At 74.3% G+C, this 23,502-nt stretch carries 24 protein-coding genes; 13 read left to right on the top strand and 11 right to left on the bottom strand.

All coding sequences use genetic code 11. The features are described 5' to 3' along the window. Window positions 1-36 precede the first annotated feature (36 nt). The gene (locus tag LG396_RS23185; RefSeq protein WP_225796225.1) at window positions 37-2,205 is read left to right on the top strand and encodes an MMPL family transporter; all 2,169 of its coding nucleotides are present in this window, start codon (window positions 37-39) and stop codon (window positions 2,203-2,205) included. A 134-nt stretch (window positions 2,206-2,339) separates the two neighbouring features. On the opposite strand, the gene LG396_RS23180 is transcribed toward LG396_RS23185, so the two are convergent. After that, a complete protein-coding gene (locus LG396_RS23180; protein ID WP_225796208.1) occupies window positions 2,340-3,578 on the bottom strand; it encodes a type 1 periplasmic-binding domain-containing protein in 1,239 nt (412 codons plus the stop codon). Window positions 3,579-3,872: 294 nt separating this feature from the next. On the opposite strand from LG396_RS23180, the gene LG396_RS23175 reads away from it, so the two are divergent. The 5 genes from LG396_RS23175 (at window position 3,873) to LG396_RS23155 (ending at window position 8,014) form a co-directional block, all read left to right on the top strand. Further along, window positions 3,873-4,799, top strand: a complete 927-nt coding sequence (locus LG396_RS23175) for a PAC2 family protein (RefSeq protein ID WP_018835639.1) — start codon at window positions 3,873-3,875, stop codon at window positions 4,797-4,799. A 251-nt stretch (window positions 4,800-5,050) separates the two neighbouring features. Then, window positions 5,051-5,671, top strand: a complete 621-nt coding sequence (gene coaE, locus LG396_RS23170) for a dephospho-CoA kinase (RefSeq protein WP_225796207.1) — start codon at window positions 5,051-5,053, stop codon at window positions 5,669-5,671. A gap of 96 nt (window positions 5,672-5,767) precedes the next feature. Beyond that, the gene (locus LG396_RS23165; RefSeq protein ID WP_018835641.1) at window positions 5,768-6,133 is read left to right on the top strand and encodes a tetratricopeptide repeat protein; all 366 of its coding nucleotides are present in this window, start codon (window positions 5,768-5,770) and stop codon (window positions 6,131-6,133) included. A gap of 132 nt (window positions 6,134-6,265) precedes the next feature. Continuing rightward, the gene (locus LG396_RS23160; RefSeq protein WP_037747475.1) at window positions 6,266-6,940 is read left to right on the top strand and encodes a nitroreductase family protein; all 675 of its coding nucleotides are present in this window, start codon (window positions 6,266-6,268) and stop codon (window positions 6,938-6,940) included. Between the two features lie 201 nt (window positions 6,941-7,141). After that, a complete protein-coding gene (locus LG396_RS23155; protein ID WP_225796224.1) occupies window positions 7,142-8,014 on the top strand; it encodes a sugar phosphate isomerase/epimerase family protein in 873 nt (290 codons plus the stop codon). A gap of 292 nt (window positions 8,015-8,306) precedes the next feature. Here the strand turns inward: LG396_RS23155 and LG396_RS23150 are convergent, their stop codons facing one another. Beyond that, on the bottom strand, window positions 8,307-10,076 hold the full coding sequence (locus LG396_RS23150; RefSeq protein WP_225796206.1) for a hypothetical protein: 1,770 nt from the start codon (window positions 10,074-10,076) through the stop codon (window positions 8,307-8,309). A 321-nt stretch (window positions 10,077-10,397) separates the two neighbouring features. On the opposite strand from LG396_RS23150, the gene LG396_RS23145 reads away from it, so the two are divergent. After that, window positions 10,398-11,039: a nucleoside/nucleotide kinase family protein gene (locus LG396_RS23145; protein WP_225796205.1), complete on the top strand. Its 642-nt coding sequence runs from the start codon at window positions 10,398-10,400 to the stop codon at window positions 11,037-11,039. 22 nt (window positions 11,040-11,061) lie between these two features. Here the strand turns inward: LG396_RS23145 and LG396_RS23140 are convergent, their stop codons facing one another. Together LG396_RS23140 and LG396_RS23135 are read right to left on the bottom strand one after the other, a co-directional pair. Next, on the bottom strand, window positions 11,062-11,373 hold the full coding sequence (locus LG396_RS23140; protein ID WP_100302389.1) for a DUF6343 family protein: 312 nt from the start codon (window positions 11,371-11,373) through the stop codon (window positions 11,062-11,064). Between the two features lie 75 nt (window positions 11,374-11,448). Next, complete coding sequence (locus tag LG396_RS23135; protein WP_037747462.1) at window positions 11,449-11,760, bottom strand: hypothetical protein; 312 nt, start codon at window positions 11,758-11,760, stop codon at window positions 11,449-11,451. A gap of 223 nt (window positions 11,761-11,983) precedes the next feature. On the opposite strand from LG396_RS23135, the gene LG396_RS23130 reads away from it, so the two are divergent. After that, window positions 11,984-12,442 carry a type II toxin-antitoxin system PemK/MazF family toxin gene (locus tag LG396_RS23130; protein ID WP_018835648.1) on the top strand — a complete coding sequence of 153 codons (459 nt, stop codon included), beginning with the start codon at window positions 11,984-11,986 and terminating at the stop codon, window positions 12,440-12,442. 61 nt (window positions 12,443-12,503) lie between these two features. Here the strand turns inward: LG396_RS23130 and map are convergent, their stop codons facing one another. Continuing rightward, entirely contained in the window at window positions 12,504-13,271 is a 768-nt protein-coding gene (gene map / locus LG396_RS23125; protein ID WP_130455751.1) for a type I methionyl aminopeptidase, read from the bottom strand. Between the two features lie 54 nt (window positions 13,272-13,325). On the opposite strand from map, the gene LG396_RS23120 reads away from it, so the two are divergent. Together LG396_RS23120 and LG396_RS23115 are read left to right on the top strand one after the other, a co-directional pair. Then, window positions 13,326-13,610 carry a helix-turn-helix domain-containing protein gene (locus tag LG396_RS23120; RefSeq protein ID WP_018835650.1) on the top strand — a complete coding sequence of 95 codons (285 nt, stop codon included), beginning with the start codon at window positions 13,326-13,328 and terminating at the stop codon, window positions 13,608-13,610. Window positions 13,611-13,709: 99 nt separating this feature from the next. After that, complete coding sequence (locus LG396_RS23115) at window positions 13,710-14,543, top strand: hypothetical protein (RefSeq protein ID WP_037747453.1); 834 nt, start codon at window positions 13,710-13,712, stop codon at window positions 14,541-14,543. A gap of 56 nt (window positions 14,544-14,599) precedes the next feature. Here LG396_RS23115 and LG396_RS23110 read toward each other — a convergent pair whose 3' ends face one another. From LG396_RS23110 to LG396_RS23100, 3 genes are read right to left on the bottom strand one after another with little or no spacing between them, the layout of a single operon-like run. Next, the gene (locus tag LG396_RS23110; protein ID WP_225796204.1) at window positions 14,600-15,574 is read right to left on the bottom strand and encodes a carbohydrate kinase family protein; all 975 of its coding nucleotides are present in this window, start codon (window positions 15,572-15,574) and stop codon (window positions 14,600-14,602) included. A 10-nt stretch (window positions 15,575-15,584) separates the two neighbouring features. Next, window positions 15,585-16,484: a pseudouridine-5'-phosphate glycosidase gene (locus LG396_RS23105; protein WP_145899385.1), complete on the bottom strand. Its 900-nt coding sequence runs from the start codon at window positions 16,482-16,484 to the stop codon at window positions 15,585-15,587. Window positions 16,485-16,525: 41 nt separating this feature from the next. After that, window positions 16,526-17,017, bottom strand: a complete 492-nt coding sequence (locus tag LG396_RS23100) for a hypothetical protein (RefSeq protein ID WP_018835654.1) — start codon at window positions 17,015-17,017, stop codon at window positions 16,526-16,528. A 132-nt stretch (window positions 17,018-17,149) separates the two neighbouring features. Here LG396_RS23100 and LG396_RS23095 point away from each other — a divergent pair, with 132 nt between their 5' ends. Then, window positions 17,150-17,731: an HAD domain-containing protein gene (locus LG396_RS23095; RefSeq protein WP_018835655.1), complete on the top strand. Its 582-nt coding sequence runs from the start codon at window positions 17,150-17,152 to the stop codon at window positions 17,729-17,731. A 31-nt stretch (window positions 17,732-17,762) separates the two neighbouring features. Here LG396_RS23095 and LG396_RS23090 read toward each other — a convergent pair whose 3' ends face one another. Together LG396_RS23090 and LG396_RS23085 are read right to left on the bottom strand one after the other, a co-directional pair. Continuing rightward, a complete protein-coding gene (locus LG396_RS23090) occupies window positions 17,763-18,305 on the bottom strand; it encodes a DUF1697 domain-containing protein (RefSeq protein WP_100302383.1) in 543 nt (180 codons plus the stop codon). A 43-nt stretch (window positions 18,306-18,348) separates the two neighbouring features. Further along, window positions 18,349-18,891, bottom strand: coding sequence for a methylated-DNA--[protein]-cysteine S-methyltransferase (locus LG396_RS23085; protein ID WP_225796203.1), 543 nt, complete (start codon window positions 18,889-18,891; stop codon window positions 18,349-18,351). A 225-nt stretch (window positions 18,892-19,116) separates the two neighbouring features. Here LG396_RS23085 and LG396_RS23080 point away from each other — a divergent pair, with 225 nt between their 5' ends. Beyond that, window positions 19,117-19,974 carry an MHYT domain-containing protein gene (locus tag LG396_RS23080; RefSeq protein ID WP_372483552.1) on the top strand — a complete coding sequence of 286 codons (858 nt, stop codon included), beginning with the start codon at window positions 19,117-19,119 and terminating at the stop codon, window positions 19,972-19,974. Window positions 19,975-20,037: 63 nt separating this feature from the next. Here LG396_RS23080 and LG396_RS23075 read toward each other — a convergent pair whose 3' ends face one another. Continuing rightward, window positions 20,038-20,973 carry a glycerophosphodiester phosphodiesterase gene (locus LG396_RS23075; RefSeq protein ID WP_225796202.1) on the bottom strand — a complete coding sequence of 312 codons (936 nt, stop codon included), beginning with the start codon at window positions 20,971-20,973 and terminating at the stop codon, window positions 20,038-20,040. A gap of 299 nt (window positions 20,974-21,272) precedes the next feature. Between LG396_RS23075 and uvrB the strand changes: the two genes are divergently transcribed. After that, window positions 21,273-23,402 carry an excinuclease ABC subunit UvrB gene (uvrB, locus tag LG396_RS23070; protein WP_130455745.1) on the top strand — a complete coding sequence of 710 codons (2,130 nt, stop codon included), beginning with the start codon at window positions 21,273-21,275 and terminating at the stop codon, window positions 23,400-23,402. The last annotated feature ends 100 nt before the right edge of the window (window positions 23,403-23,502 follow it).

Below are 23,502 nucleotides of genomic sequence, written 5' to 3'. Positions count from 1 at the left end.
GCCCGTCTCGCCGACTGGTCACGCCGCCGCCGCAGAATGGCGGTCCTGCTCTGGATCGCCGTCCTCCTCGGCGTCACCGCGACCTCCCAGGCCGTCGGCGGCGACTGGCGCAACGACTTCTCCCTCCCCGGCACCGACTCCCAGGCCGCCACCGACCTGCTGGAGGAGCACGGCTCCGCGCAGGCCGGCGACAGCGTGGAGATCGTGTTCAAGGACGAGCGGGGGATGCGCGCCGCGGGCACCGAGCAGGACGTCGAGCGGGTGCTGGAGCAGGTGCGCGGGCTGCCGAGCGTCGTGGACGTGCGCAGCCCGTACGCCGACGGCGGGGCCGCGGTGTCCGAGAAGGGCGACATCGCGTACGCCACCGTCACCCTGGACGACAAGGCGGAACTCGTCCCCAAGGCCGACGTCAAGGAGATCATCGACACCGCGCAGGACGCGCAGACCGACGCGCTCCAGGTCGAGCTGGGCGGCGACGCCGTGCGCGGCGCAGAGGAGGGCGGCGGCGGGGCCGCCGAGGGCGCGGGCATGCTCGCCGCGCTGGTGATCCTCGTGCTGCTCTTCGGCTCGCTGGTGGCCGCCGCCGTGCCGCTGGTCACCGCGCTGTTCGCGGTCGGCACCGCCGTCGGCCTGATCACCCTGGCCGGGCACGTCTTCACCGTCGCCGACTTCACCCCGCCGATCATGATGCTCGTCGGCCTCGGCGTGGGCGTCGACTACGCGCTGCTCATCTTCTACCGCTACCGCCACGAGCTGGTCCGCGGCGCCGACCGCGACAGCGCCGCGCGGATCGCGCTCGACGCCGCCGGGCGCACGGTCTTCTTCGCCGGCTGCACCGTCATCATCGCCCTCCTCGGCCTGGTCGCCCTCGGCCTCGGCGCGCTGCAGGGCGTGGCCCTCGCGGTGGCGCTGACCGTGCTGGTCACCATGGCCGCGTCGCTGGTGCTGCTGCCCGCGCTGCTCGCCGTCCTCGGCCGGCGCATCCAGCGCCACGTCCTCAAGCACGCCGAGAAGGCCGCGGCCAAGGGCAAGGTCGAGGGCCGCCGCTGGCGCGCCCTGGCGACGGCCGTGCAGCGCCGTCCGCTGCCCGCGCTGGTCGCCGCCCTGGTCGCCCTGCTGGCCCTGTCGGCACCCGCGCTCGGGATGCGGCTCGGCTTCGCCGACGCCGGGAACGACCAGACCTCCACCACCAGCAGGAAGGCGTACGACCTGCTTGCCGAGGGCTTCGGGCCCGGCTTCAACGGCCCGCTCTTCGTCGTCGCACAGGGCGGCGGCGCCACCGGTGCGGCCGAGGCGGGGGAGCAGGCGCAGGCGCAGATCGCGCGGACCGACGGCGTGGCCGCGACGAGCCCGCCGCTGCCGTCCGAGGACGGCGAGGTCGCCACCGTCATCGTCTTCCCCGAGTCGGCGCCGCAGGACGCGGCGACCGCCGACCTCGTGCACGACCTGCGGGACGACGTGCTGCCGCCGCTGGCGGCGCAGACGGACGCGGAGTACCTGGTCGGCGGCGCCACCGCCGGTGCGCAGGACTTCTCCGACACGGTCGCCGACCGGATGCCGCTGTTCGTCGCGCTCGTCGTCGGCCTGTCGACGCTGCTGCTGATGCTGGTGTTCCGCTCGCTGTGGATCCCGCTCAAGGCGGCGGTGCTGAACCTGCTGTCCATCGGCGCCGCGCTCGGCGTGATCACGCTGGTGTTCCAGGAGGGCTGGTTCGGCGTGGAGCAGGGGCCGATCGAGGCGTTCATCCCCGTGATGATCTTCGCCATCGTGTTCGGGCTCTCCATGGACTACGAGGTCTTCCTCGTCTCCCGGATGCACGAGGAGTGGGAGCGTACGAAGAACGCCGCGCACTCGGTACGCGAGGGCCTGGCCGTCACCGGGCAGGTGATCACGGCCGCGGCGCTGATCATGATCGTGGTGTTCGCGGCGTTCATACTCAGCCCGGACCGGATGCTCCAGCAGTTCGGGCTCGGTCTCGCGGTGGCGATCCTGCTGGACGCCCTGGTGATCCGCTGCCTGGTCGTGCCCGCGGTGATGCAGTTGCTCGGCCGGCACGCCTGGTGGCTGCCCGGCCCGCTGGCCAGGAGGCTGCCGAAGGTGGCGCTGGAGCGCCCCGAGGGGCCGCAGAGGGCCGAAGGCACCGGGGGCGTCGCGGGAGACGAGGCACGGGAGCCGTCCGGGCAGCGGGGCGCCGGGGTCCCGTAGGACGGCTGCGGACGGCGGACGCGCGGCGGCCCGCCCGTACGCCCTGGCCACGGCCAGGGCGTACGGGCGGGCCTTTCCGTACGAAGGGGGCGGCACGTCCGTACGACCCGGGTCCCGCCCTTACGGCCCGCGTGTCAGCGGCGCTTCTCCGCCTGCTGCCGCCACCGGCCCTCCTCCCGGCGGTCGAGCCACACCACCGGGTGCTCCTCGGCCTGCGACAGCTCCTTCCACCAGCCGCCCAGCGTCCCCCGCACCTGCACCGTCGGAAGCGCCTCGGCCAGCGCGGCGCGCGCCAGGTCCGGCTCGTTGCTGTTGCGCTCCTCCGCCGAGACGGTGTCCCAGGCGGAGAGCATCGCCCGGGCCGCGTCGTAGGTCTCGACGGCGTACGGGCGGGTGGCCAGCTCCGCGCCGAGGGCCTCGCGGACGGCGGCGCGGCGGTCGGCGTCGGGGTCCAGGCGGACGTCGTAGTGGCCGCGGACGGTCAGCCAGCCGTCCGGTACGGAGAAGCCGGCGTCGGCGGCGGGGTTGCGGCCGGTGCACGTCGGCGCGGTCGGATCCCACAGCGCCTTCACGCCGTCGAACCCGCTGTCCTCGACCTCCTCCAGCCACTCCGCCAGGTTCCGCGCCCCGCCCTCCAGGAACACCGCGTCCGGCCCGAACCGGCCGATGCCGTCGGCGAGCTGCCCGGCGTCGTCGGCGCGGACCTCGACGCCGTCCGCGCGCAGCCGGTCGACGAGCGCCCGGGTGGGGTCGGCGGCGGTGTCGCCGCGGACGTAGACCTTGCGGACCCCCGGGGTGGCGGCGAGGTGGCGGGCCAGGACGACGCCCATGTCGGCGGTGGACGCGGAGGAGCGCAGCTCGTTGGTGTCGGCGTAGCGCGCCTCGGGACCGGTGCCGGCGCCGTCGTGGCGGCAGGCGCGTACGACGGGGAGGCGGAAGGACGTCAGGCCGCTCTCCGGCAGGTTGAGGGCGGGGTCGCCGCCGACGACCCCGGTCAGGCCCGGCTCCCTCTCCACCCAGCGGGCTATCAGGCTGCGGTTCGCGGGCTCGGTGGACTCCTTGTGGGCGGTGAGGTCCGAGACGCCCAGCGGCGGCGTCGCCACGCCGCCGTTGCCGCCGCCGTTGCCGCTGCCGTGGTCGGCGAGCGCCCGGGTCACGCTCCGGGTCAGGACGGTGTCCCGGCCGCCGCCCGGGTCGGCGTCCCCGAGGGCTCCTATGCGGTACACGCCCGTGAAGGCGGCGGCCGTGGTGGCGTCGGGTGACGGCGCCCCCGGCGGTCTCAGCCCGGCGCCGCCGGGCCATGCGGACACGACGATGCTCGCGATCACGATGACGCAGGCACCGATGGCGGCGAGCGTGAGGGAGCGCGACACGCGGCGCCGCCCCCCTCGGCGGGGCCTCAGCGGCTCCCGCAACCCACCGCGCCCGCCCGGGACTTCTCCTCCCGGCCCCTCCTCAGGCACGACGACCCCCTCCTTCTGCGAAGAAGGACGCTATACGCCGCGGCGAGGTTCCGCCGCCGTACGTCATGATCCAGCCAGCCGGTCCGGCCGGATTCCGGGGCCGGCGGCCCGGCTGACCTGGTGTACGGGCGGTGCGGCGGCCGCGCCCGCAATTCGGTCCGCGTCACCGGGAATCACCGCGGGCACGCGGGGTGTTACACCCTCATGAGCATGTACGAATGGGACCCCAGCGGGCTCGCGGCCGTCGACGCGGTGCTGGAGCACGACTCGGCGGGGCTGACCCTGCTCTACCACCTCGAAGGCTTCATGGACGCCGGCGAGACCGGCGCCCAGATCAACGAGCGGCTGCTCGACGACCTGCCGCACGAGGTCGTCGCGCGCTTCGACCACGACCGGCTCGTCGACTACCGCGCGCGCCGGCCCCTGATGACCTTCCGCCGCGACCACTGGGCCGCGTACGAGGTCCCCACCCTCGAACTCCACCTCGTCCGCGACGCCACGGCCAGCCCGTTCCTGCTGATGACGGGCCCCGAGCCCGACGTGGAGTGGGAGCGCTTCGCCGAGGCCGTCCGCGAGATCGTGGAGCGGCTGAACGTGCGCCTGGCGGTCAACTTCCACGGCGTCCCCATGGGTGTGCCGCACACCCGCCCGGTGGGCCTCACGCCGCACGGCAACCGCATTGACCTGGTGCCGGGCCACCGCGGCGTCTTCGACGAGGCCCAGGTGCCCGGCAGCGCCGACGCGCTGCTGGAGTACCGGCTCGGCGAGGCCGGGCACGACGTCCTCGGCGTCGCGGCGCACGTGCCGCACTACCTGGCCCGCACCCCGTACCCGGACGCCGCGCTGACCGTCCTGGAGTCGATCACCTCCGCGACGGGCCTCGTCCTGCCGGGGGTGGCGCACGCGCTGCGCTCGGAGGCGCTCAAGGTGCAGAACGAGATCGAGCGCCAGGTCGACGAGGGCGACGAGGAACTGGTCGGCATGGTCCGCGGGCTTGAGCACCAGTACGACGCGCTGGCCGGCGGCGACGACCGGGAGAACCTGATGGCCGAGCCCGCGGAACTGCCCTCTGCGGACGAGCTGGGCAGCGCCTTCGAGCAGTTCCTCGCGGAGCGCGAGGAGGGCGACTGAGACGCGGACCGTGCGGCGGCGGGGACCGGAGCGCGGACGGTGCGCTCCGGCCTCCGCCGCCCTTGCGTACGCGGCCCAGGGTCTGTCGTTTGGATCTTGCCGGATCAGGGAGCGGCGGCTGGTGCCGTGCATCGCAAGGCGGAGGAGGGAGGCGACGCGGAGCGTCGTTGACCGACGACAACGCGGCGAGGTGCGGTGCCAGGCGCCGCGAGCCCGGCGAAGATCCAAACGACAGACCCTAAGGTTGACCCATGCTGACGGTGGGACTGACCGGCGGGATCGGCGCCGGCAAGAGCGCGGTGTCGCGGCTGCTGGCCTCGTACGGGGCGGTGATCGTCGACTCCGACCGGATCGCCCGCGAGGTGGTGGAGCCCGGCACCCCGGGGCTGGCCGCGGTCGTCGCGGAGTTCGGCGACGGCGTGCTCGCCGCGGACGGAAGCCTGGACCGGGCGAAGCTCGGCGGCATCGTCTTCGCCGACGCCGACCGGCTCCGGGTGCTGAACGCCATCGTCCACCCCCTGGTCCGCGACCGCTCCGCCGCGCTGCAGGAGGCGGCGGGCCCGGACGCGGTCGTCGTGAACGACGTGCCGCTGCTGGCCGAGAACGACCTGGCCGGGCTGTACGACGTCGTCGTGGTCGTCGACGCGGCGCCCGCCACCCAGCTCGACCGGCTGGTACGGCTGCGCGGCATGGCCGAGGACGAGGCACGCGCCCGGATGGCGGCGCAGGCCACGCGCGAGCAGCGGCTGGCGATCGCCGACATCGTCGTGGACAACGACGGTACGCAGGCGGAGCTGGCGGAGCGGGTGCGCAAGCTCTGGGAGGAACTGGTGGCACGCAAGGGGGTCAGGGGGCGGAACACCGGGGCATGATCCCGTGTTGAAGGTGATTCGTCTCCCCGCGGTCTCCCGGTGAGCAAGGCGGAAGACGTCAGAGGGAGGACGGAGAGGACGAGGAAGGAGTCCGCCGTGGCCGAGCGCAGCCCGGAGACCGACGTCGTCGACTACCGGGCGGCCGAGCAGTTGCTCGCCGCCCGCGATCCGCGGGGCGCGGTCCAACTGCTCGACCCGCTGGTCGAGGCCCATCCCGAGAAGGTCTCGCCGCGGCTGCTGCGCGCCCGCGCGTACTTCATGAGCGCCCGCCTCGGCGCGGCGGAGGCCGATTTCCGCACGGTCGTCGACCGGGAGCCGGACAACGCCTACGCGCACTTCGCGCTGGCCCGCACGCTGGAGCGGGCCGGGGGCGACCCGGACGAGGTGCGGCGGCACTTCCGGCTGGCGGCGGCGCTGGACCCGCGGCCGGACTTCGTGGACGCGGCGGGCTTCGAGGAGTAGCGGGGCGGCGGGCACGCCGCCTACGGACGTACGGACGACGGACGGACGGGGACGGGCAGGCGGGCGGCGGGCGCTGGCCTTCCGGCCGTACCAGGTCTAGTCCAAGTCCGTCCGGCGTGTTCTGCTGGCCTGATGACGACCTCGCAGCCCCATCCGGCCCCGTATCCCACCGTCCCGTACGAGCCGCTCGGCGTGCCGGCGTCGGACGCGCCGGTGCGCAGCCGCGTCTTCCACGACGCGATGACGCGCCGCCGCACCGTACGCGACTTCTCGCCGCGCCCGATCCCGGACGGCGTCCTGGAGTGGGCGGTCCGCACCGCCGCCACCGCGCCCAGCGGCGCCAACGTGCAGCCGTGGCGCTTCGTCGTCGTCACCGACCCGGACCGCAAGCGGCGGCTGCGGGAGGCGGCGGAGCAGGCGGAGCGGGAGTTCTACGCGCGCCGGGCCTCGCCGGAGTGGCTGGCGGCGCTGGCGCCGCTGGGTACGGACTGGCACAAGCCGTTCCTGGAGGCGGCGCCCGCGGTGATCGTCGTCTTCGAGGTGCACAAGGGGCCGCAGAGCCCGCGCCCGTACTACACGAAGGAGTCGGTCGGCATCGCCGTCGGCTTCCTGCTCGCGTCGCTGCACCAGGCGGGGCTCGCGACGCTGACGCACACGCCGAGCCCGATGCGGTTCCTCGGCGAGGTGTGCGAGCGGCCGCCGGAGGAGCGGGCGGCGTACGTGATCCCGGTCGGCTACCCGGCAGAGGGGGCGCGGGTGCCGGACATCCGGCGCAAGGAGCTGGACGACGTGCTGGTCCGGCTCTGAGAGGCCGGGCGCGGGGCCCGTGGCCCCCGACCCGTTGACCGCGTGACGCGGGCCGCTTACTCTGATGCGCGCATGCCAGAAAGCGCTTTCTAAACGGACTCGTGAGACGCGGGAGAGGCGGTTGTGCGCATGAACGGCAGGCACGAAACGGACCTTGGAGCCGACGGGACGGGCAGGCCCCGGCGGCCGGTGAACAGCGGGATGGGGCGGCGCGGGCTGCTCGCCGCGGCGCTCGGCGCCGGTACCGCCGCCGCCCTCGGCGGCGCGGCCGGACCCGCGGCCGCGGCCCAGGCGGCGGGGCGCGGCAGTTGCGGCAAGCGGCGCATCCCGCCCGGCGGTATCGGCATGCACCTCTACACCATGCGCGGGCCCCTGGCCACGGACTTCGCCGGCACCCTGCAGCAGTTGTCCGACATCGGCTACGCCACCGTCGGCGTCAGCGGCCGGCACGGCCACAACGCGCAGCAGATCCGCGGCATGATCGACGACGCCGGGCTCAGCGCGGTACTGGAGCACGTCGCGTGGGACATCGTCCGCGGCAGCGGGCTGCCGCAGGCGATCGAGGACGTCCACACCCTGGGCGGCCAGTGGGTCGTCGTCCCCAGCCTGCCCGGCGCCATGCACACGCCGGCCGGCTTCCGCGAGGCCGCGCGGATCATGAACGAGGCGGGCCGCGCCTGCCGGGACGCCGGCCTGCAGCAGGTCCTCTTCCACAACCACGGCAGCGACCACGCCACCGTCGACGGCGAGGTGCTCTTCGACATCCTCGTCAACGAGACCGATCCCCATCTCGTCGCCTTCGAGTTCGACGTGTTCTGGGCGTCGCGCGGCGGTGCCGACCCGCTCACCTACTTCCGCCGCTACCCGGGCCGGTTCCCGGCCCTGCACGTCAAGGACATGGCCGAGAACGGCGACTTCGCCGACGTCGGCTCCGGCGTGCTGGACTTCCCGAGGATGTTCCAGGGCGCGAAGAGCGGCGGGGTCAGGCAGTGGCTCGTCGAGCACGACAACCCGGCCGACCCGTTCGCGACGGCGCGCAACAGCTATGAGTACCTGGCTGCGCTGCGTTACTGACGCGCGCCTGCGCCACCGCGGCGCTCCCTGCCACGGGGTGCGTCCGGTGCCTCCGGCCTTTCCGGTGCCTCCGGTGCGTTTCCCGGGCGGGGGACGCACCGGGCGGACCCGCACCCGGGCGGGTGTTCGCGGGTCCCGGCGCGGCGGCGGCCGCTCGGCGGGCTCTCCTGGCTCCCGCCGACGGCCGCCGCCGCTCGGGCCGCGTCCGGCACGGTCCGCGGGCCCTGGTGCGGGACGTGGGGCCCCGGGCCCTGGCCCCCTCGCCGCAGACCCGCCCCGCAAGCCCGCCCCTCTACGGCCGGTTCAGCGCCCGCGCGGCGCCCGCGGCCACGGCGGTGGCGAGGATCCACCCGGCGGCGGTGAGCAGATACGCCACCCACTGCGAGCCGCCGTCGGGCGCGAACGCGTTGCCCTGGCCGAAGTCGACGACCGGCAGCAGCGTGTCCAGGGTGTAGACGAACGGGTTGAACCCGATCTTCTTGTCCGGCTCCAGTGCCCGCGGCCGGTCCGCGTGGAAGAGGAGCGAGCCCAGCACCAGCAGCCCGGCCAGCCAGGCGACGGCCCGCTCGGGGCGGTAGCCGTAGCCGACGACGCCGTCCTGCACGATGCCCCAGACACGGGCGTACCAGGGCAGCCGGACGCGGCGGGCGCGCTGCTTGGCGAGCAGGACGCGGCGGGCGTCGTCGTCATGACCGAGGCGGCGGTACTCGGCGGCGAGCTGCTCGTAGGGCTGTGGAACGTATGGGCTGTCGCCCCGGCTCAGCCAGGACAGCCGCTCGGCGGCCGACAGCGGGGTGTGGAGCTGTCCGTAGACGGCGCCGTCGAGGTGGACGCGGGACGGCCAGGAGCCGGCGGTGTCGTGAACCACTCCGAATGTGGAGTGCCGCAGGTCGAGGGCGCCGTGGAGTCGGGCGGTGCGCAGGTCGGCCTCGGGAGTGCTGGTGCGGCGTATGGACAGGGCGGTGGCCTCGGGAGCGTGCCGGGCGATGCTGCTGCCGGCGAGGTCAAGGCGGCCGGTGATTTGCGCACCCGACAGCACGACCCGGCCGGTGGCCGTCACGTGGTCCCCCTCGATGTCCCCGCCGACCTGGATTCCGTACGCGTTGAGGGCGGTGCCCTCCACGTCTCCCCGCAGTTCGGCGCCACTCATCACGAGCCGGCTCCCTATCGCCGTGCCGGCGATCCGCATCTCGCCCCGGGAGCAGAAGCCCTTGTCCAGCACGACGTCGGAGCCGATGTGCGCTCCGGGGACGTCGAGGGTCTGCCCGGCCGGGTGGTCGAGCGTGGCGGCGCGCAGGAACAGCGCGCCGTTGATGGCGGCGCCGCGGGCGGCAAGCCTGCCGGTGGCCGTCAACCGGTACGCGGACAGGTCGCCGTCGATCTGGACCCGGGCGGCGTCGAGAGCGATCCCGTCCGGGCCGGGAGCGAGTGTGGCGGCGCGCATGTCGACGCTGCCGCCGACGCGGGCGCTGCGCAGCACCACCGTGCCCTGGGCGGAGAAGTCGTCGCGCATGAGGATGTCGTTGTCGACCTGGAGGCGGGTGGCGTTGAGCGCCTCGCCTTCGGGGCCGTGCAGCCGGGCGCCGTTGAGGATGAGGGTGCCGGCGATACGGGTGGCGACGAGCCGGATCTTGCCGCTGGTCGTACAGCCGGTCAGGCGGAGGCTGCCCTCGGCCCAGAGGTGGGAGGCGAGCAGGCCGGGCAGGTGCGAGCCGTTGAAGCTGAGCTGGCGCGTACGGGCACCGTAGAGGTCGACGGACTCCTCGAACGAGCAGTCCTGGAGCCGCAGATGGTGCTCCACGTCGGCGTGGTCGAGCGCGAGGCGGCCGGTGATCCGCGCGCCTGTGAGCTGCACCGCGGCGGTGTGCCCGGACTCGGTGTCGCGCGCGCCGAGCAGCAGCGCGGCGACGACCTCGGCGCGCACGATGCGCTCCGGGCCCCAGGCCGCGCCGCCGGCCGGGTCGTCCGCGGCGGGATCGCCGGTGCGCAGGTCGACGCGCTCGGCGGTGGGGAAGGCGTCCCACAGCCGCCGCTCGGGCGGGCTCAGCTCGTCCGGTCCCACGTGTGTCGTCCCCCTCGCTCCGCGCCGGCCGCGGTGCGCGCACGCGCATCCGCTGCCCCCGTACTCAACCACTCCCGCGCACCGCCCGGTTGGGCAGCCCGCAGACCCGCAGCCCGCAAGCCGGCAGACCCGCAGACCCGCCGTCGGCAGACCCGCCGCCCGCAGACCCGCTCAGCCGCGGCCGTCGGGCACGGCACAGCACCGCCGACCCTCCCCGCGGCGTCCACGCACCGCAGCCCGCAGCGGTCGCCCAGCCCCCACCCCGCCCGCGCAGCCCCCTCCGCCACGGCAGCCGCCGCCGCCGCGCGGCATCATGGGACCGTGCGGTTGGAAGCGATCTCCTGGGAGCGGCTCACCGACGCGCTGGCCGAGCGCATCGCCGGGACGAAGGCGGCCGACGGCAGCCCGTGGCTGCGCGTCGCCGTGGACGGTGCTCCGGCCGCGGAGCCCGGGGTGCTGGCCCGACGGGTCGGCGACGCCCTGCGGGTGCTCGGGCACGAAGCCCTCGTCCTCGACGCGGGCGGGTTCCTGCGGCCGGCCTCCCTCCGCTACGAGTTCGGGCGCGAGGACCCCGACGCGTACTACGACACCTGGCTCGACACCGGGGCACTCTGGCGGGAGGTGTTCGGCCCGCTGGAGCCCGGCGGCGACGGGCGCGTCCTGCCGGACCTCTGGGACCCCGCCACCGACCGCGCCACGCGCAGCCCGTACGTCCAACTGCCGCCCGGCGCCGTCGTGCTGCTGCACGGACCGCTGCTGCTCGGCCGCTGGTTCCCCTTCGACCTGGCCGTCCACCTCCGTCTCTCCGCCGCGGCTCTGGCCCGGCGCACACCGGAGCAGGACCGCTGGACACTGCCCGCCTTCGCCCGCTACGAGGACGAGGCCGACCCCGCGGAAGCCGCCGACGTCCTCGTACGCCTCGACGACCCGCGCCGCCCGGCCTGGCGGCCCGGGAGCCCCTGAGCCCGGCGCTCCGCGCCCCGCGTCAGCGCAGCCGCTTCGACTCGTGGGTCTCCTCGGTCTCCTCGTCGTCCCTGCGTATCGGCTCGTACGGCGGCACGTCCCGGCCCGGCTGGAAACGCGGGCCCTGTCTCATGTGCCGGACCACCACCACGATGTCGACGGTCGTGATGGCGGCGAGAGCCGCGGTCACCGCGGCCCAGACCGGTTGGTCGACGGCGACGAAGAAGACCGTGCCCGCGATCATCCAGAGCGTTCCCCACAGCGCCAGCCAGAAGCGCAGGCGCAGCGGAGAGCGGGCGTGCACGGGCTCGTCGCCAGAGCGTATGAGCCTCATGCCTAGCACCTCCTGCCTCCAGCATCCGACTCCGCGGGGCCGAGGTCCAACCAGGCACGCTGCGCGTACGACCCCCTACTGCGCGCAGCGCGCCAGGGATATCCGCCGGCCCTGCGGCCACTGCGCCTCGGGCAGCCCCTCCGCCCGCTCGGCGTCCGCGAGCCCGTCTGCCATGCGGGCGGACCACACCGCCGCGTCGGGCCCGTCCCGCAGCTCCGCGGGTGCGCCGGGGCGGCCCGCCCCGGTCGGCTCCGTGCGCTCCGCCAGCTCGGCGGCCATGCCCGCCAGGTCCAGCCCGGCGCCCTCGGTCTCGTCCACGTCGCACGCGGCCAGGCCGAGCTCCTGCTCCGCCGATTCGAGCTCGTCGACAACGTCGTGGTAGTCCATGCCCTGGAAGCTACAGCCCCGCACTGACAACGGACGCCCCGGCCGCCCTCAGCGCCCCATTTCCCCCGGCATATGACGCCCTGCCGCAGACGCCCCGCTGCGCCGCCCTCGCGCAGTCGCCCGGCCCGGGAACCGCCCGGAGGCCGGCGTCGGAAATCGGGTATCGTGCCCCCGCCGCCACCGCGCCGCCGCCCGCGCGTTCCCGGTTGCTACGGTGCCTTGCGTGACCACGCCGACCGACGACAACGGCCAAGCGAGCCAGCCCGGGCAGCACGGCCCCACCGCCACCACCGAGATAGACCCGCGCGCCGCAGGCGTCGTGCGCACCTCCTACGCGCCCGACCCCGACGGCGACCCCGACCCCGGCGAGATCGTCTGGACCTGGGTCCCGTACGAGGAGAACGACGGCCGCGGCAAGGACCGCCCCGTCCTCGTCGTCGCCCGCGAGTCCGCAGGCACCGTCCTCGCCGTCCAGTTGTCCAGCAGGCGCCGCGACGACGACCACGACTGGGTGCGCATAGGCGCCGGCCCCTGGGACCGCGCGGGCCGCGACTCGTGGGTCGACCTGGACCGCGTCCTGCGGCTGCACGACGGCGGCATGCGGCGCGAGGCGTGCTCGCTGGACCGCCAGCGGTTCCACCTCGTCGAGCACCGCCTGCGCCTGCGCTACGGCTGGCGCTGACCCCGCGCGGCGCGGCCGTTGCCCGCCGCCCGCCCGGCCCCCGGCCGCGTACGGGACGCGCTCACAGCGCCGTCAGCACCCGCGGCCCGTCCTCCGTCACCGCGATCGTGTGCTCGATGTGCGCCGCCCTGCTGCCGTCCGTCGTGCGCAGCGTCCACCCGTCGCCGTCCACCCCGTAGTCGTCCGAGCCGCCCGCGAGCAGCATCGGCTCGATCGCCAGCGTCAGCCCGTGCCGCAGCGGGTAACCGCGCCCCGCGCGCCCCCGGTTGGGCACATGTGGGTCCTCGTGCATCCGCCGCCCGATGCCGTGCCCGCCGAAGTCCGCCGGCATCCCGCAGCCCGCCTCCGCGGCCACGCGCCCGACGGCGGCCGAGATGTCGCCCAGCCGCCCGCCCGCGACCGCCGCCGCGATCCCGGCGTCGATCGCCCGCTGGGTGGCGGCGATGAGCGCGGTGTCCTCGGGCCGGGGCGTGCCCACGGTGAAGCTGATCGCCGCGTCGCCCGTCCAGCCGTCCAGTTCTGCGCCGAAGTCGAGGGACACCAGGTCGCCGTCGCGCAGCCGGTAGGAGGTGGGGATGCCGTGCACGATCGCGTCGTTGACGGAGGTGCAGAGGACGGCCGGGAAGGGCGTGGAGGCGAACGACGGCCGGTAGCCGAGGAACGGCGATCCCGCCCCCGCCTTGTCCAGGACCTCCCGCGCGACCCCGTCCAGCTCCAGCAGGCTCACGCCGACGCCGGCCGCGTCCCGGGCGGCGGCGAGGGCCTGGGCGACGACGCGGCCGGCCTCCCGCATGGCGTCCAGCGCGGCATCGTTCTTGATTTCGACCATGACGTGGCCCTCCCTCACTGTCCCAATTACTATACCGGTATTAGTATCACGCTCATGGTTCGTACTCCACTGACCCCCGAGGAGCGCCGCCGCGGCGAGCGCTTCGGCGCCCTGCTGCGCGCCGCCCGGGGCGAGCGCAGCATGACCGACGTCGCCGCAGCGGCCGGCATCTCCGCCGAGACGCTCCGCAAGATCGAGACCGGCCGCGCCCCCACCCCGGCCTTCTTCACGATCGCCGCCCTGGCCACCACACTCGGCGTCTCCCTCGACGCCCTGGCCGACACCTGCGCCGCACCCGAGCCGGACGCCCCCGCGGACCGCGCCGTCCACGCCGCGTAGCGCCCGCGGGTCAACTCCCGGCCCCGTCGCCGCCACCCGACCCGGTGAGTCCGCCGCCGGAGTGCCGTAGCGGGGCGCGGCGGCGGGCATGGCGCACCCATGACGTACGCGAACGGCACCCGTGACACCCCCGGCGGCGGCTGGGAGGCGCGCTACCGCGCCGCCCTGGAACGGGGCGCCGGCCGCGGGGAGGCGCTGCTGACGGGGGTGGCGGCGCTGGCGCTGTACGGGTTCCGCGCCGTGCCCGCCGCCGCGGACGTACGCGTGGTCGACGTGCTCGTACCGCCGCGCCGCCGCCTCACCCCGCCGCCCGGCCTCCGCATCCACCACGCCCCGCGCCGCCTGCCCCCGCCCGTCCGCCTGCCGCCCGGACTCCCCGCCGCCCCGCCGGTCCGTGCCGCCGCCGACGCCCTGCGCGACGTGCTCGACCACGACAGGACCGCCGCCCTCCTGCGCGAACTTCTCGACACCCGCGCCACCCCGCCCGGCGCCGCGGCCACCGCGCTGCGCGCCGCCGGCCTGCACACCCGCCCCGACGTCGCCGCCGTACTCGCCGCCCTCGGCCCCGCCGTCCGCCCACCCGCCGAGGTCCGCGCCCGCACCGTGCTCCGCACCGCCGGCCTGCCGCCCCCGCTCTGGCACACCCCGCTGCACCTCGACGGCTACTGGCTCACCACCGCGCACGCCCACTGGCCCCGCACCGGCGTCCTCCTCCACCTCACCGAGCCGCCGTTCCGCACCGACGACGGCACCGTGGAGCACCACAACGCCCTCGAATCCCTGGGCCTGCACCTCGTCCACACCACGCCGCGGCAGTTGTTCCGCGAGCCGGACGCCTTCACCGCCGCCGTCCGCGAGGGCCTCGCCGCGGCTCCGCACGGCCCGGACCCGCGCCGCCTGCGTGCACGCCCGTGGCGCCGGCGGGTGCTGTGAGGCGCGGACCCCGGCCCGCGCGACCCCGGGCCTCCACTACGCTCCCTGCCCGGCCGCTACGCCCCCTCCCCGCGGCTACGCCCTACGTCCCGCACCACCGGCCGTCCGCCCGGCGTGCGGACCGCCGTCGCCGCAGTGGCGCACCCCGCGACCGCGGCCGCGCGCGGGGTGCTGCCGGACTGTACGGCCGCCAGATAGGCGCCCGTGAAGGCGTCGCCGGCGCCCGTCGTGTCGAGGGGCGTCACCGGGGTCACGGGTATGTGCACCGCGGCTGCTCCTGGCGCGGCCAGGTGCGCGCCGTCGGCGGCGGCGGTGACCACGGCGGTGGCGTCGAGCGCGGCGGCCAGGGCCGCTGCCGCGGCGGCGGGGGAGGGGAGGCCGGTGAGCAGCGCGGCCTCCGCGGCGTTGGGGAACACCGTGTCGGCGCCGGCGATCGCGGCGAGGAAGGCCCGTACACCCGACTCCGCGATGAAGCCGGCCGACGCGGGGTCCACGCTGACCGTCGCCCCGCGGGCGTGCGCCTCGGCGGCGGCGAGAGCGGCGAGCGCGCGGCCGGGGGCGGCGAAGAACAGGTAGCCGGAGAGGTGGACGTGCGTGACGCCGGTCAGCAGCCCAGGCTCCCAGTCCTGCGGCCCCAGCCGGAACGCCGCCCCGCTGTCCGTCAGGAACGACCGCTCGCCACCGCCGTCGACCAGGGCGACGACCTTGCCGGTGGGCGCCTCGGGATCCGTACGGACGTGGGCGTCGACCCCGGCGCGTACCAGCGCGGCGCGATGCCAGTCGGCGGCATCCCGGCCCGCGCGCGCCAGCAGACGCACCCGCGCGCCGCAATGCGCCGCCCACGCGGCGACGTTCGCGCCGGCGCCGCCGGGCAGGATGGCGATCTCGGCCGGCGTGTCCGTACCGGGGGCGAGGGGTGCGGCGTGCCGGGCGACGACGTCGGTGACCACGTCGCCGATCACGAGCAGCACCGCACGGCCGGCGCCGTCGCGCCTCTCCCCGCCCCCGTCCGCTGCCGGACCTCCGCTCATACCCGGCCCCTCACGCCCCGCCCGCCACCGCGATCTCCGCGGCGAGCCGCACGTTGCCCCGTACCGCCGCGAGGTTCGCCTCCAGCGACGCCCCCCGCGTGTGCTCCGTGAGATAGCCGAGCAGGAACGGCGTGATCGCCTGCCCGCTCACCCCCCGCCGCTCCGCCTCGCGCAGGGCGTCCGCCAGCACCGCGTCGTGCACCGCCGGGTCCAACTGCTCGCCGGCGGGCACCGGGTTGGCCACGACCACCGCGGACGGCGGCACGTCCAGCTCCCGCTGGGCGCGCAGCACCGCCGCGACCTGACCGGGCGTACTGACCGTCCATTCCACCGGCTCTCCGGACGTGCGCAGGTAGAACCCGGGGAACTCCGCCGTGCCGTAGCCCAGCACCGTCACGCCCAGCGTCTCCAGGCGCTGCAGCGTCGCCGGCACGTCCAGGATGGACTTCACGCCCGCGCACACCACCGCGATCCGCGTCTCCGCCAGCAGCCGCAGGTCCGCCGACTCGTCCTGCGACTGCGTCCACTCCCGGTGCACCCCGCCGAGGCCGCCGGTGGCGAAGACGCCGATGCCGGCGCGGGCCGCGAGGAACGCCGTGGCGGCGACGGTCGTCGCGCCGCTCGCGCCGAGGGCGGCGGCCGGCGCGAGGTCGCGTACGGTCAGCTTGCGCACGGTGTCGTCGGACGCGATGCGCTCCAACTGCGCCCCGTCGAGCCCGACATGCGGGGTGCCGTCGAGGACGGCGATGGTGGCGGGCACGGCGCCCGCGGCGCGGACGACGTCCTCCAGCTCCACCGCCACCCGCAGGTTGCGCGGGCGGGGCAGGCCGTGGGCGATGATCGTCGACTCCAGGGCGACGACCGGTCGCCGGTCCGCGAGCGCGGCGCGTACCTCGTCAGTCAGCTGCATGCGCCCACGGTACGTGCCGGCCGTGGCCCGGTGATCAGTCCCTACGTGTCGTACAGGCCGTCCCACGGCTCGTGGAACCCGAGCCGGTCGGGGTACAACTCCGCCCAGTCCGGCTCGTCCTCACCGTCCGCCGCAGCTCCCGGGCCGCCCGGCGCGGCCTCTGCGTGCCGCTCCGCTACCAGCCCGAAGCGGATGCCGTCGACCGAGACCTCGAACGGCCTGATCGCGATGTCGCCGAACGCCAGCCCCGGCAACTCGTCGAGCCAGCCCTCCATCTTCGCGTCCAGCCGCCCGTCCGCGGGCACGCCGGGGCCCGGGGTCCAGATGTCGGACCCGGTGTGGTGGCCCGCGGCGTCGAAGCGGTGCAGCACGGCGTACCAGCGGCGGTGCTCCAGCCAGTCGGGGCCCATCCGGTAGTCGGGCGGGTACGCGGCGGTGATCGAGGCGAGGAACTGCCCGTCGTCGTAACGGCCGATGTTCTCGGTGCGGTAGCCGGGCTCGTGACGTATCGGGATGACCTCAGGGATCGCCATGGCCCAGACCTTAAGGGGTGGACGTCGCGGCCGGCATGCGGGCCCCGCCCCGGGCGCCCGGAGGGCGGACCGGGGGAGCGGGGCGGGCGCGCGGGGGGATACGCGGACGGCGTCAGCCCTTACCTTCGGAGGATGGACGACGTTGACCGCGCTGCCGACCCTGACGCCGCCCCGGCCCCCGCCTCCGACGCTCCCGACGTCCCCGCCCGCCCGCTGCTCCTGCTCGACGTGGACGGCCCCCTCAACCCGTACGCCGCGCCCGGACAGCCGCCCGGCTACGGCGAGTACGTGGTCACCGGCATGCCCGCCGGGCCCATCCGGCTGTGGCTGCGCCCCGCGCACGGGGAGCGGCTGCTGTCGCTGCCGTACGAACTGGTGTGGGCGACCACGTGGATGCACGAGGCCAACACCGTCATCGGCGACCGGGTGCTGGGGCTGCCGCCGCTGCCGGTCATCGAGTGGCCGTCGATGTTCACCGCCGACGACCCGGACGGGCTGTACTGGAAGACGCGCCACGTCGCCGCGTGGACCGCCGGCCGGACGTTCGCCTGGGTCGACGACGAGATCACGTCTGCCGACACGTCGTGGATCTCCGAGCACCACGCGGGGGAGGCGCTGCTGCGGCGGATCGACCCCGCGCGCGGGCTGGTGGAGGAGGACTTCGAGGCGCTGGAGGCATGGGCCCGGGAACGGGGCCGGAGCCGGCCGGGATGAACCCGCCGGCACCCGGGCGCCGCGGCTGGCCTCAACCGTCCGCCATCTGAAGCAGCTTGAGGACGGTGTTCCAGTTGCGGGCGGTCGCCGTCACCGCCAGCCTGCGGCCGGCGAAGTCGCCGGCCAGCTTCGACCGCCCGAGCCCGCCCGGGCACCAGACGTAGACGACGCGGTCGCCCAGCTCGAACCGGTCGGGCGCGTAGGACGCGGGGTCGACGGTACGGAACCACGCGTCGTCCGGCGCCGGCCCGGACAGGAACACGGCCAGGAAGCGGGCCGGTTCCGCGGCGCCCTCCGGCAGCGGATTGCCGGCGACGACGGCCGCGATCTCGTCCCGCGTGCGCGCGACGACCGGTATCCGCAGGCCGAACTCCTGCTCCACGACCGCCTCGACGGCCGCGGCGGTCTCCGCCGGCGGCGTGCCGGGGTCGTCGAAGACGACGTTCCCGCTGGCGACGTACGTGGCGACGCCCCGGAAGCCGTGGCCGGTCAGCGCCTCGCGCAGCCGTGCCATGGGGATCTTGTTCTTGCCGCCGACGTTGATGCCGCGCAGCAGGGCGATCTGCTTGCTCACGCCCGGCGCCTTTCTCTTCGCGCTCTTCGCACTCTTCGCACCATCAGAACAGCGGCTCCGGCAGCACGCCCTCCAGCGCCAGCAGGCTCCGCTTCGTGTCCAGCCCGCCGCCGAAGCCGCCCAGGCCGCCGTCGCTCTCGATCACGCGGTGGCAGGGCACGACGATCGGCAACGGGTTCGACCCCATGGCCCGGCCCACCGCCTGCGCGGCGCCCGGCTCCCCGACGCGGTCGGCGAGGAACTGATAGCTGACCACCGAGCCGAACGGCACCCGGGCGGCCAGCTCCTCCAGCACCCGCCGGTTGAAGCCGTCGGACAGCGACCAGTCCAGCTCCAGCCGGAACTCCTTCAGCCCGCCCGCGAAATACGCCCGCAACTGCTCCTCGGCCACCGCTATGTGCCCCACGGCGCCCGCCGGCTCGTCCCGGCCCGCGGCGCCCGCACCGCCCGTGCCCGCGGCGTCGGGCCCGGCGTGGAAACCGACCTTGACCAGACCCCGGTCCGTGGCGGCGAGCAGCAGCGGGCCGATCGGCGAGTCGACCACGCGGCGGGCCGTCCGGGGTGCGAGGGCATCGGTGGCGTTCATGCTGCGAGCGTAGGACACGGCACTGACAGTCACCGCCGCCCGTGCTCCGCCCCAGGTTCGCGTCCGACGGGGCAAATCGGCCGCGTACCGATTGCGTATCGGCTGCCCCGCGGGCGGTGGAACCATTTCGGCCGCGACTCGCACAGACCTACGATTCCTTCTGGTTGCCCTGTACATCTGTCGACACAGCTGTAGACACACCTCAGTAGACCCGGGAGTCCCTCCGTGCTCGCTGCCCCCGTGCCCGTCGACGGGTTCACGTATGGCCTGCTCACCCCCGTCACCGCCTTCATCATGGCCGCGGTCGGCAGTGCCCTGGGGCTGCGCTGCACCATGCGCGCGCTGACCGTCGAGCCCGCGCGGCGGTCGGGCTGGCTGCTGCTCGGCGCGGTCGCCATCGGCACGGGCATCTTCACCATGCACTTCATCGCGATGATGGGCTTCACCGCCGACTCCGTCCACATCAACTACAGCGTGCCGCTCACGCTCGCGAGTCTCGGCGTCGCGATCGTCGTCGTCGGCATCGGCGTCTTCATCGTCGGCTACCTCGGCCGCACCGCGTTCGCCCTCACCACCGGCGGCGTCGTCACCGGACTCGGTGTCGCGGCCATGCACTACCTGGGCATGGCGGGCATGAAGATGGACCGCGGACGGCTCGTCTACGACGGCACGGTCGTGGCGCTGTCCGTGCTCATCGCCGTGGTGGCGGCCACCGCCGCGCTGTGGCTGGCGATGACCGTGAAGAGGTTCGGCGTCGCGGTGGGCGCCGCGCTGATCATGGGCGTGGCCGTCTCCGGTATGCACTACACGGGGATGGCGGCGCTGGAGGTGCAGGCGCACGCCACCAACGCGGCGGCGGAGGGCAAGAGCCCGGCGGAGATCCTGGCCCCGATCCTGATCGGTCCCGTGCTGCTCCTGGTGTTCGTCGGGCTGTTCGTCGGCATGGACCCGCTGGAGGACGAGTGGCGGGTGTCCGCGGGCGACGGGGGCGTCGCGGGCGGGGACGCCGCCGCCCCCGAGCCCGCGGGCTCGGGAGCGGCGTCGTACTTCGAGCGGGGCGGCGGCCGGCCGGGTGGAGTCTGACACCGAGGCCGGCCGGCGGCCCGGCGGACCGGGCGGCCCGTACCGGACCGCCCGCGGCCGCCGCTACTCGGCGGCGACCCCGAAGCCCGCCTCCTCAAGCGCCTCGGAGATCAGGTCCGGCTTGTTGGTGATGATGCCGTCCGCACCCCACTCGGCCAGCTCGACGGCCCGCGCCGGGTCGTCGACCGTCCACGTGTAGCTCTCCAGCTGCTTGCCGTGCGGCCCTTCCAGGGCGTGCACGGCCGCGTAGTACTCGGCCGACATGGTGCCGTGGTTGGAGTTGATCTGGTCCGAGAAGGCGGCGTACTCGGGCAAGGCGGCCACCGCGGGGGTGCCGAGGAAGCCGGTCTTCACGTCCGGCCGCAGCTCGTGCACGGTCTTGATGGAGTCCGCGCCGAAGCTCTGCACGACCAGCTTGTTCTTCACGGCCGCGCGGCTCAGCCAGCCGCTCTTGCGCAGCTCGGTGAGGATCTCCGCCTCGATCCCCGGGTACAGCTCCGGCTTCTTGATCTCCAGCACCAGCTTCTGGCGGTTCTGCGTGACCCGCTCCATGTACTGGTCGAGGGTCGGCACCCGTGCGCCGGCCCACTCCTCGCCCTTCCAGATGCCGGCGTCGAGCGTGCGGATCTCCTTCCAGGTGAAGTCGGAGACCTTCCAGGGGGCGCGGTCGGGGAAGACCTCCTCCACGTTCGTGGTCCGGGTGAGCGTGTCGTCGTGCATGATGACCAGCTCGCCGTCCTTGCTGCGCTGCACGTCGTTCTCGACCCAGTCGATCCCCATCTCGCGGGCCGTGTCGATGGCCGCGAGGGTGTTCTCGGGGGCGTACGCGGAGGCGCCGCGGTGCGCGACGGTCACGATCGGTGCGGCGGTGGTGGCGGAGGTGGAGTCGGCTGCGGGCTCGGCAGCGGTCGCGGTGGCGGAGGTGGCGGCCGCGGTGAGCACGAGGCCGGCCAGCGCCGTCAGAGCGCCGGACGCGCGCGTAAGCGTGCGGGAGGGCATGCAGTCTCCTCGACTAGAGGTGATCACTTGTCGCCGCAGGGTCCCAGTGGCAGGCGACAGAGTACGAGGCCGCGGATGGCCAGAGATTGAACGCCGATATCGGCGCGGTGAACGCGGGCCGATATCGGTCGGTGCAGGTGACAGGCTTGGGGAAGCGCTTGCTATGCCGATTTGGGCCCCGCGGAACTGGCTGGAAATCATCTGGTCGGCTGAGCCCTACATTCGGTATTGGGCCAGGTCGGCGAGAGCGCCGGGGCGGTCCGCGGCGCGTTGTCAGTGGCGGGTCGTACGGTGGGGGCATGCGGCCCGTCACAGACATCGAACGCACCATGGCGCCCTTCGAGGTAGTCAGCCCGTATCAGCCGAACGGCGACCAGCCCGCCGCCATCGACGAGCTGGAGCGGCGGATCAGGGCAGGCGAGCGGGACGTCGTGCTGCTCGGCGCGACCGGCACGGGCAAGTCGGCGACGACGGCCTGGATGGTCGAGCGCCTGCAGCGCCCCACGCTGGTCCTCGCGCCCAACAAGACGCTGGCCGCCCAGTTGGCGAACGAGTTCCGCGAGCTCCTGCCGAACAACGCGGTGGAGTATTTCGTCTCGTACTACGACTATTACCAGCCCGAGGCGTACGTCCCTCAGACGGACACGTACATCGAGAAGGACTCCTCGATCAACGAGGAGGTGGAGCGCCTGCGCCACTCCGCGACGAACTCGCTGCTCACCCGGCGCGACGTCATCGTGGTCGCCTCCGTCTCCTGCATCTACGGCCTGGGCACGCCGCAGGAGTACGTCGACCGGATGGTGCCGCTGAAGGTCGGCGAGGAGATCGACCGGGACCAGCTGCTGCGCCGCTTCGTCGACATCCAGTACAGCCGCAACGACCAGGCGTTCACGCGCGGTACGTTCCGGGTGCGCGGCGACACCGTCGAGATCTTCCCGGTCTACGAGGAACTGGCCGTCCGCATCGAGATGTTCGGTGACGAGATCGAGGCCCTGTCCACGCTCCACCCGCTGACCGGCGAGGTCATGAGCGAGGACGACGCGCTGTACGTCTTCCCCGCCTCGCACTACATCGCCGGCCCCGAGCGGATGGCCAAGGCCGTCGCCGGCATCGAGACCGAGCTGGGCACGCAGCTGGGCGCGCTGGAGAAGCAGGGCAAGCTGCTGGAGGCGCAGCGGCTGCGCATGCGCACGACGTACGACCTGGAGATGCTCCAGCAGATCGGCACCTGCTCCGGCGTCGAGAACTACTCGCTGCACATGGACGGCCGCGAGACCGGCTCCCCGCCGCACACCCTGCTGGACTACTTCCCGGAGGACTTCCTCCTCGTCATCGACGAGTCGCACGTCACCGTCCCGCAGGTCGGCGCCATGTACGAGGGCGACGCCTCCCGCAAGCGCACCCTCGTCGACCACGGCTTCCGACTGCCCTCCGCGCTCGACAACCGCCCGCTGAAGTGGGAGGAGTTCCTGGAGCGCATCGGCCAGACCGTCTACCTCTCCGCCACTCCCGGGCCGTACGAGCTGTCCCGCGGCGACGGCGTCGTGGAGCAGATCATCCGGCCCACCGGGCTCGTCGACCCCGAGGTCGTCGTCAAGCCGACCGAGGGCCAGATCGACGACCTGGTGCACGAGATCCGCACGCGCGCGGAGAGGGACGAGCGCGTCCTCGTCACCACGCTGACGAAGAAGATGGCCGAGGACCTCACGGACTACTTCCTGGAGCTGGGCATCCAGGTGCGCTATCTGCACAGCGACGTCGACACGCTGCGCCGCGTCGAGCTGCTGCGCGAGCTGCGCGCCGGGGAGTACGACGTCCTGGTGGGCATCAACCTGCTGCGTGAGGGCCTGGACCTGCCCGAGGTCTCCCTCGTCGCCATCCTCGACGCCGACAAGGAGGGCTTCCTGCGCTCCGGCACGTCGCTCATCCAGACCATCGGCCGCGCCGCGCGCAACGTCTCCGGCGAGGTGCACATGTACGCGGACAAGATCACGCCGGGCATGGAGAAGGCGATCGACGAGACGAACCGCCGCCGCGCCAAGCAGGTCGCGTACAACGAGGAACACGGCATCGACCCGCAGCCGCTGCGCAAGAAGATCAACGACATCGTCGCGCAGATCGTCCGCGAGGAGGTCGACACCGAGGCGCTCCTCGGCTCGGGCTACCGGTCCGCGAAGCCCGACCTCCCGGCGAAGGCGCCGGTGCCGGAGCTGCGGCAGAAGACGAAGCCCGCCGGCCGCCGCGCCGAGGCCGCCGCGGCACCGACGGAGACGCCCGCCGCCGACCTCGCCGCGCAGATCGAGGACATGACCGCCCGGATGCGGTCCGCCGCCGCGGACCTCCAGTTCGAGGTGGCGGCCCGGCTGCGGGACGAGGTGGCGGAGATGAAGAAGGAGCTGCGGCAGATGAAGGAGGCCGGGTTGTCGTAGGGCCGGGTTGTGCGGGGCGTGGAAGCGCCCCCGGGCGTACGCGGAGCGTGGCCGTCCGGGACCGCACAACCGGTGCTGTGTAGCAGGAGCGCCACAAATC

The organism is Streptomyces aculeolatus (genome assembly GCF_020400605.1).
In the GTDB taxonomy this organism is placed as follows: Bacteria; Actinomycetota; Actinomycetes; order Streptomycetales; family Streptomycetaceae; genus Streptomyces; species Streptomyces aculeolatus.
The sequence above is the reverse complement of the archived record's forward strand: the minus strand, read 5'-3'. Positions and strand labels throughout refer to the sequence as shown.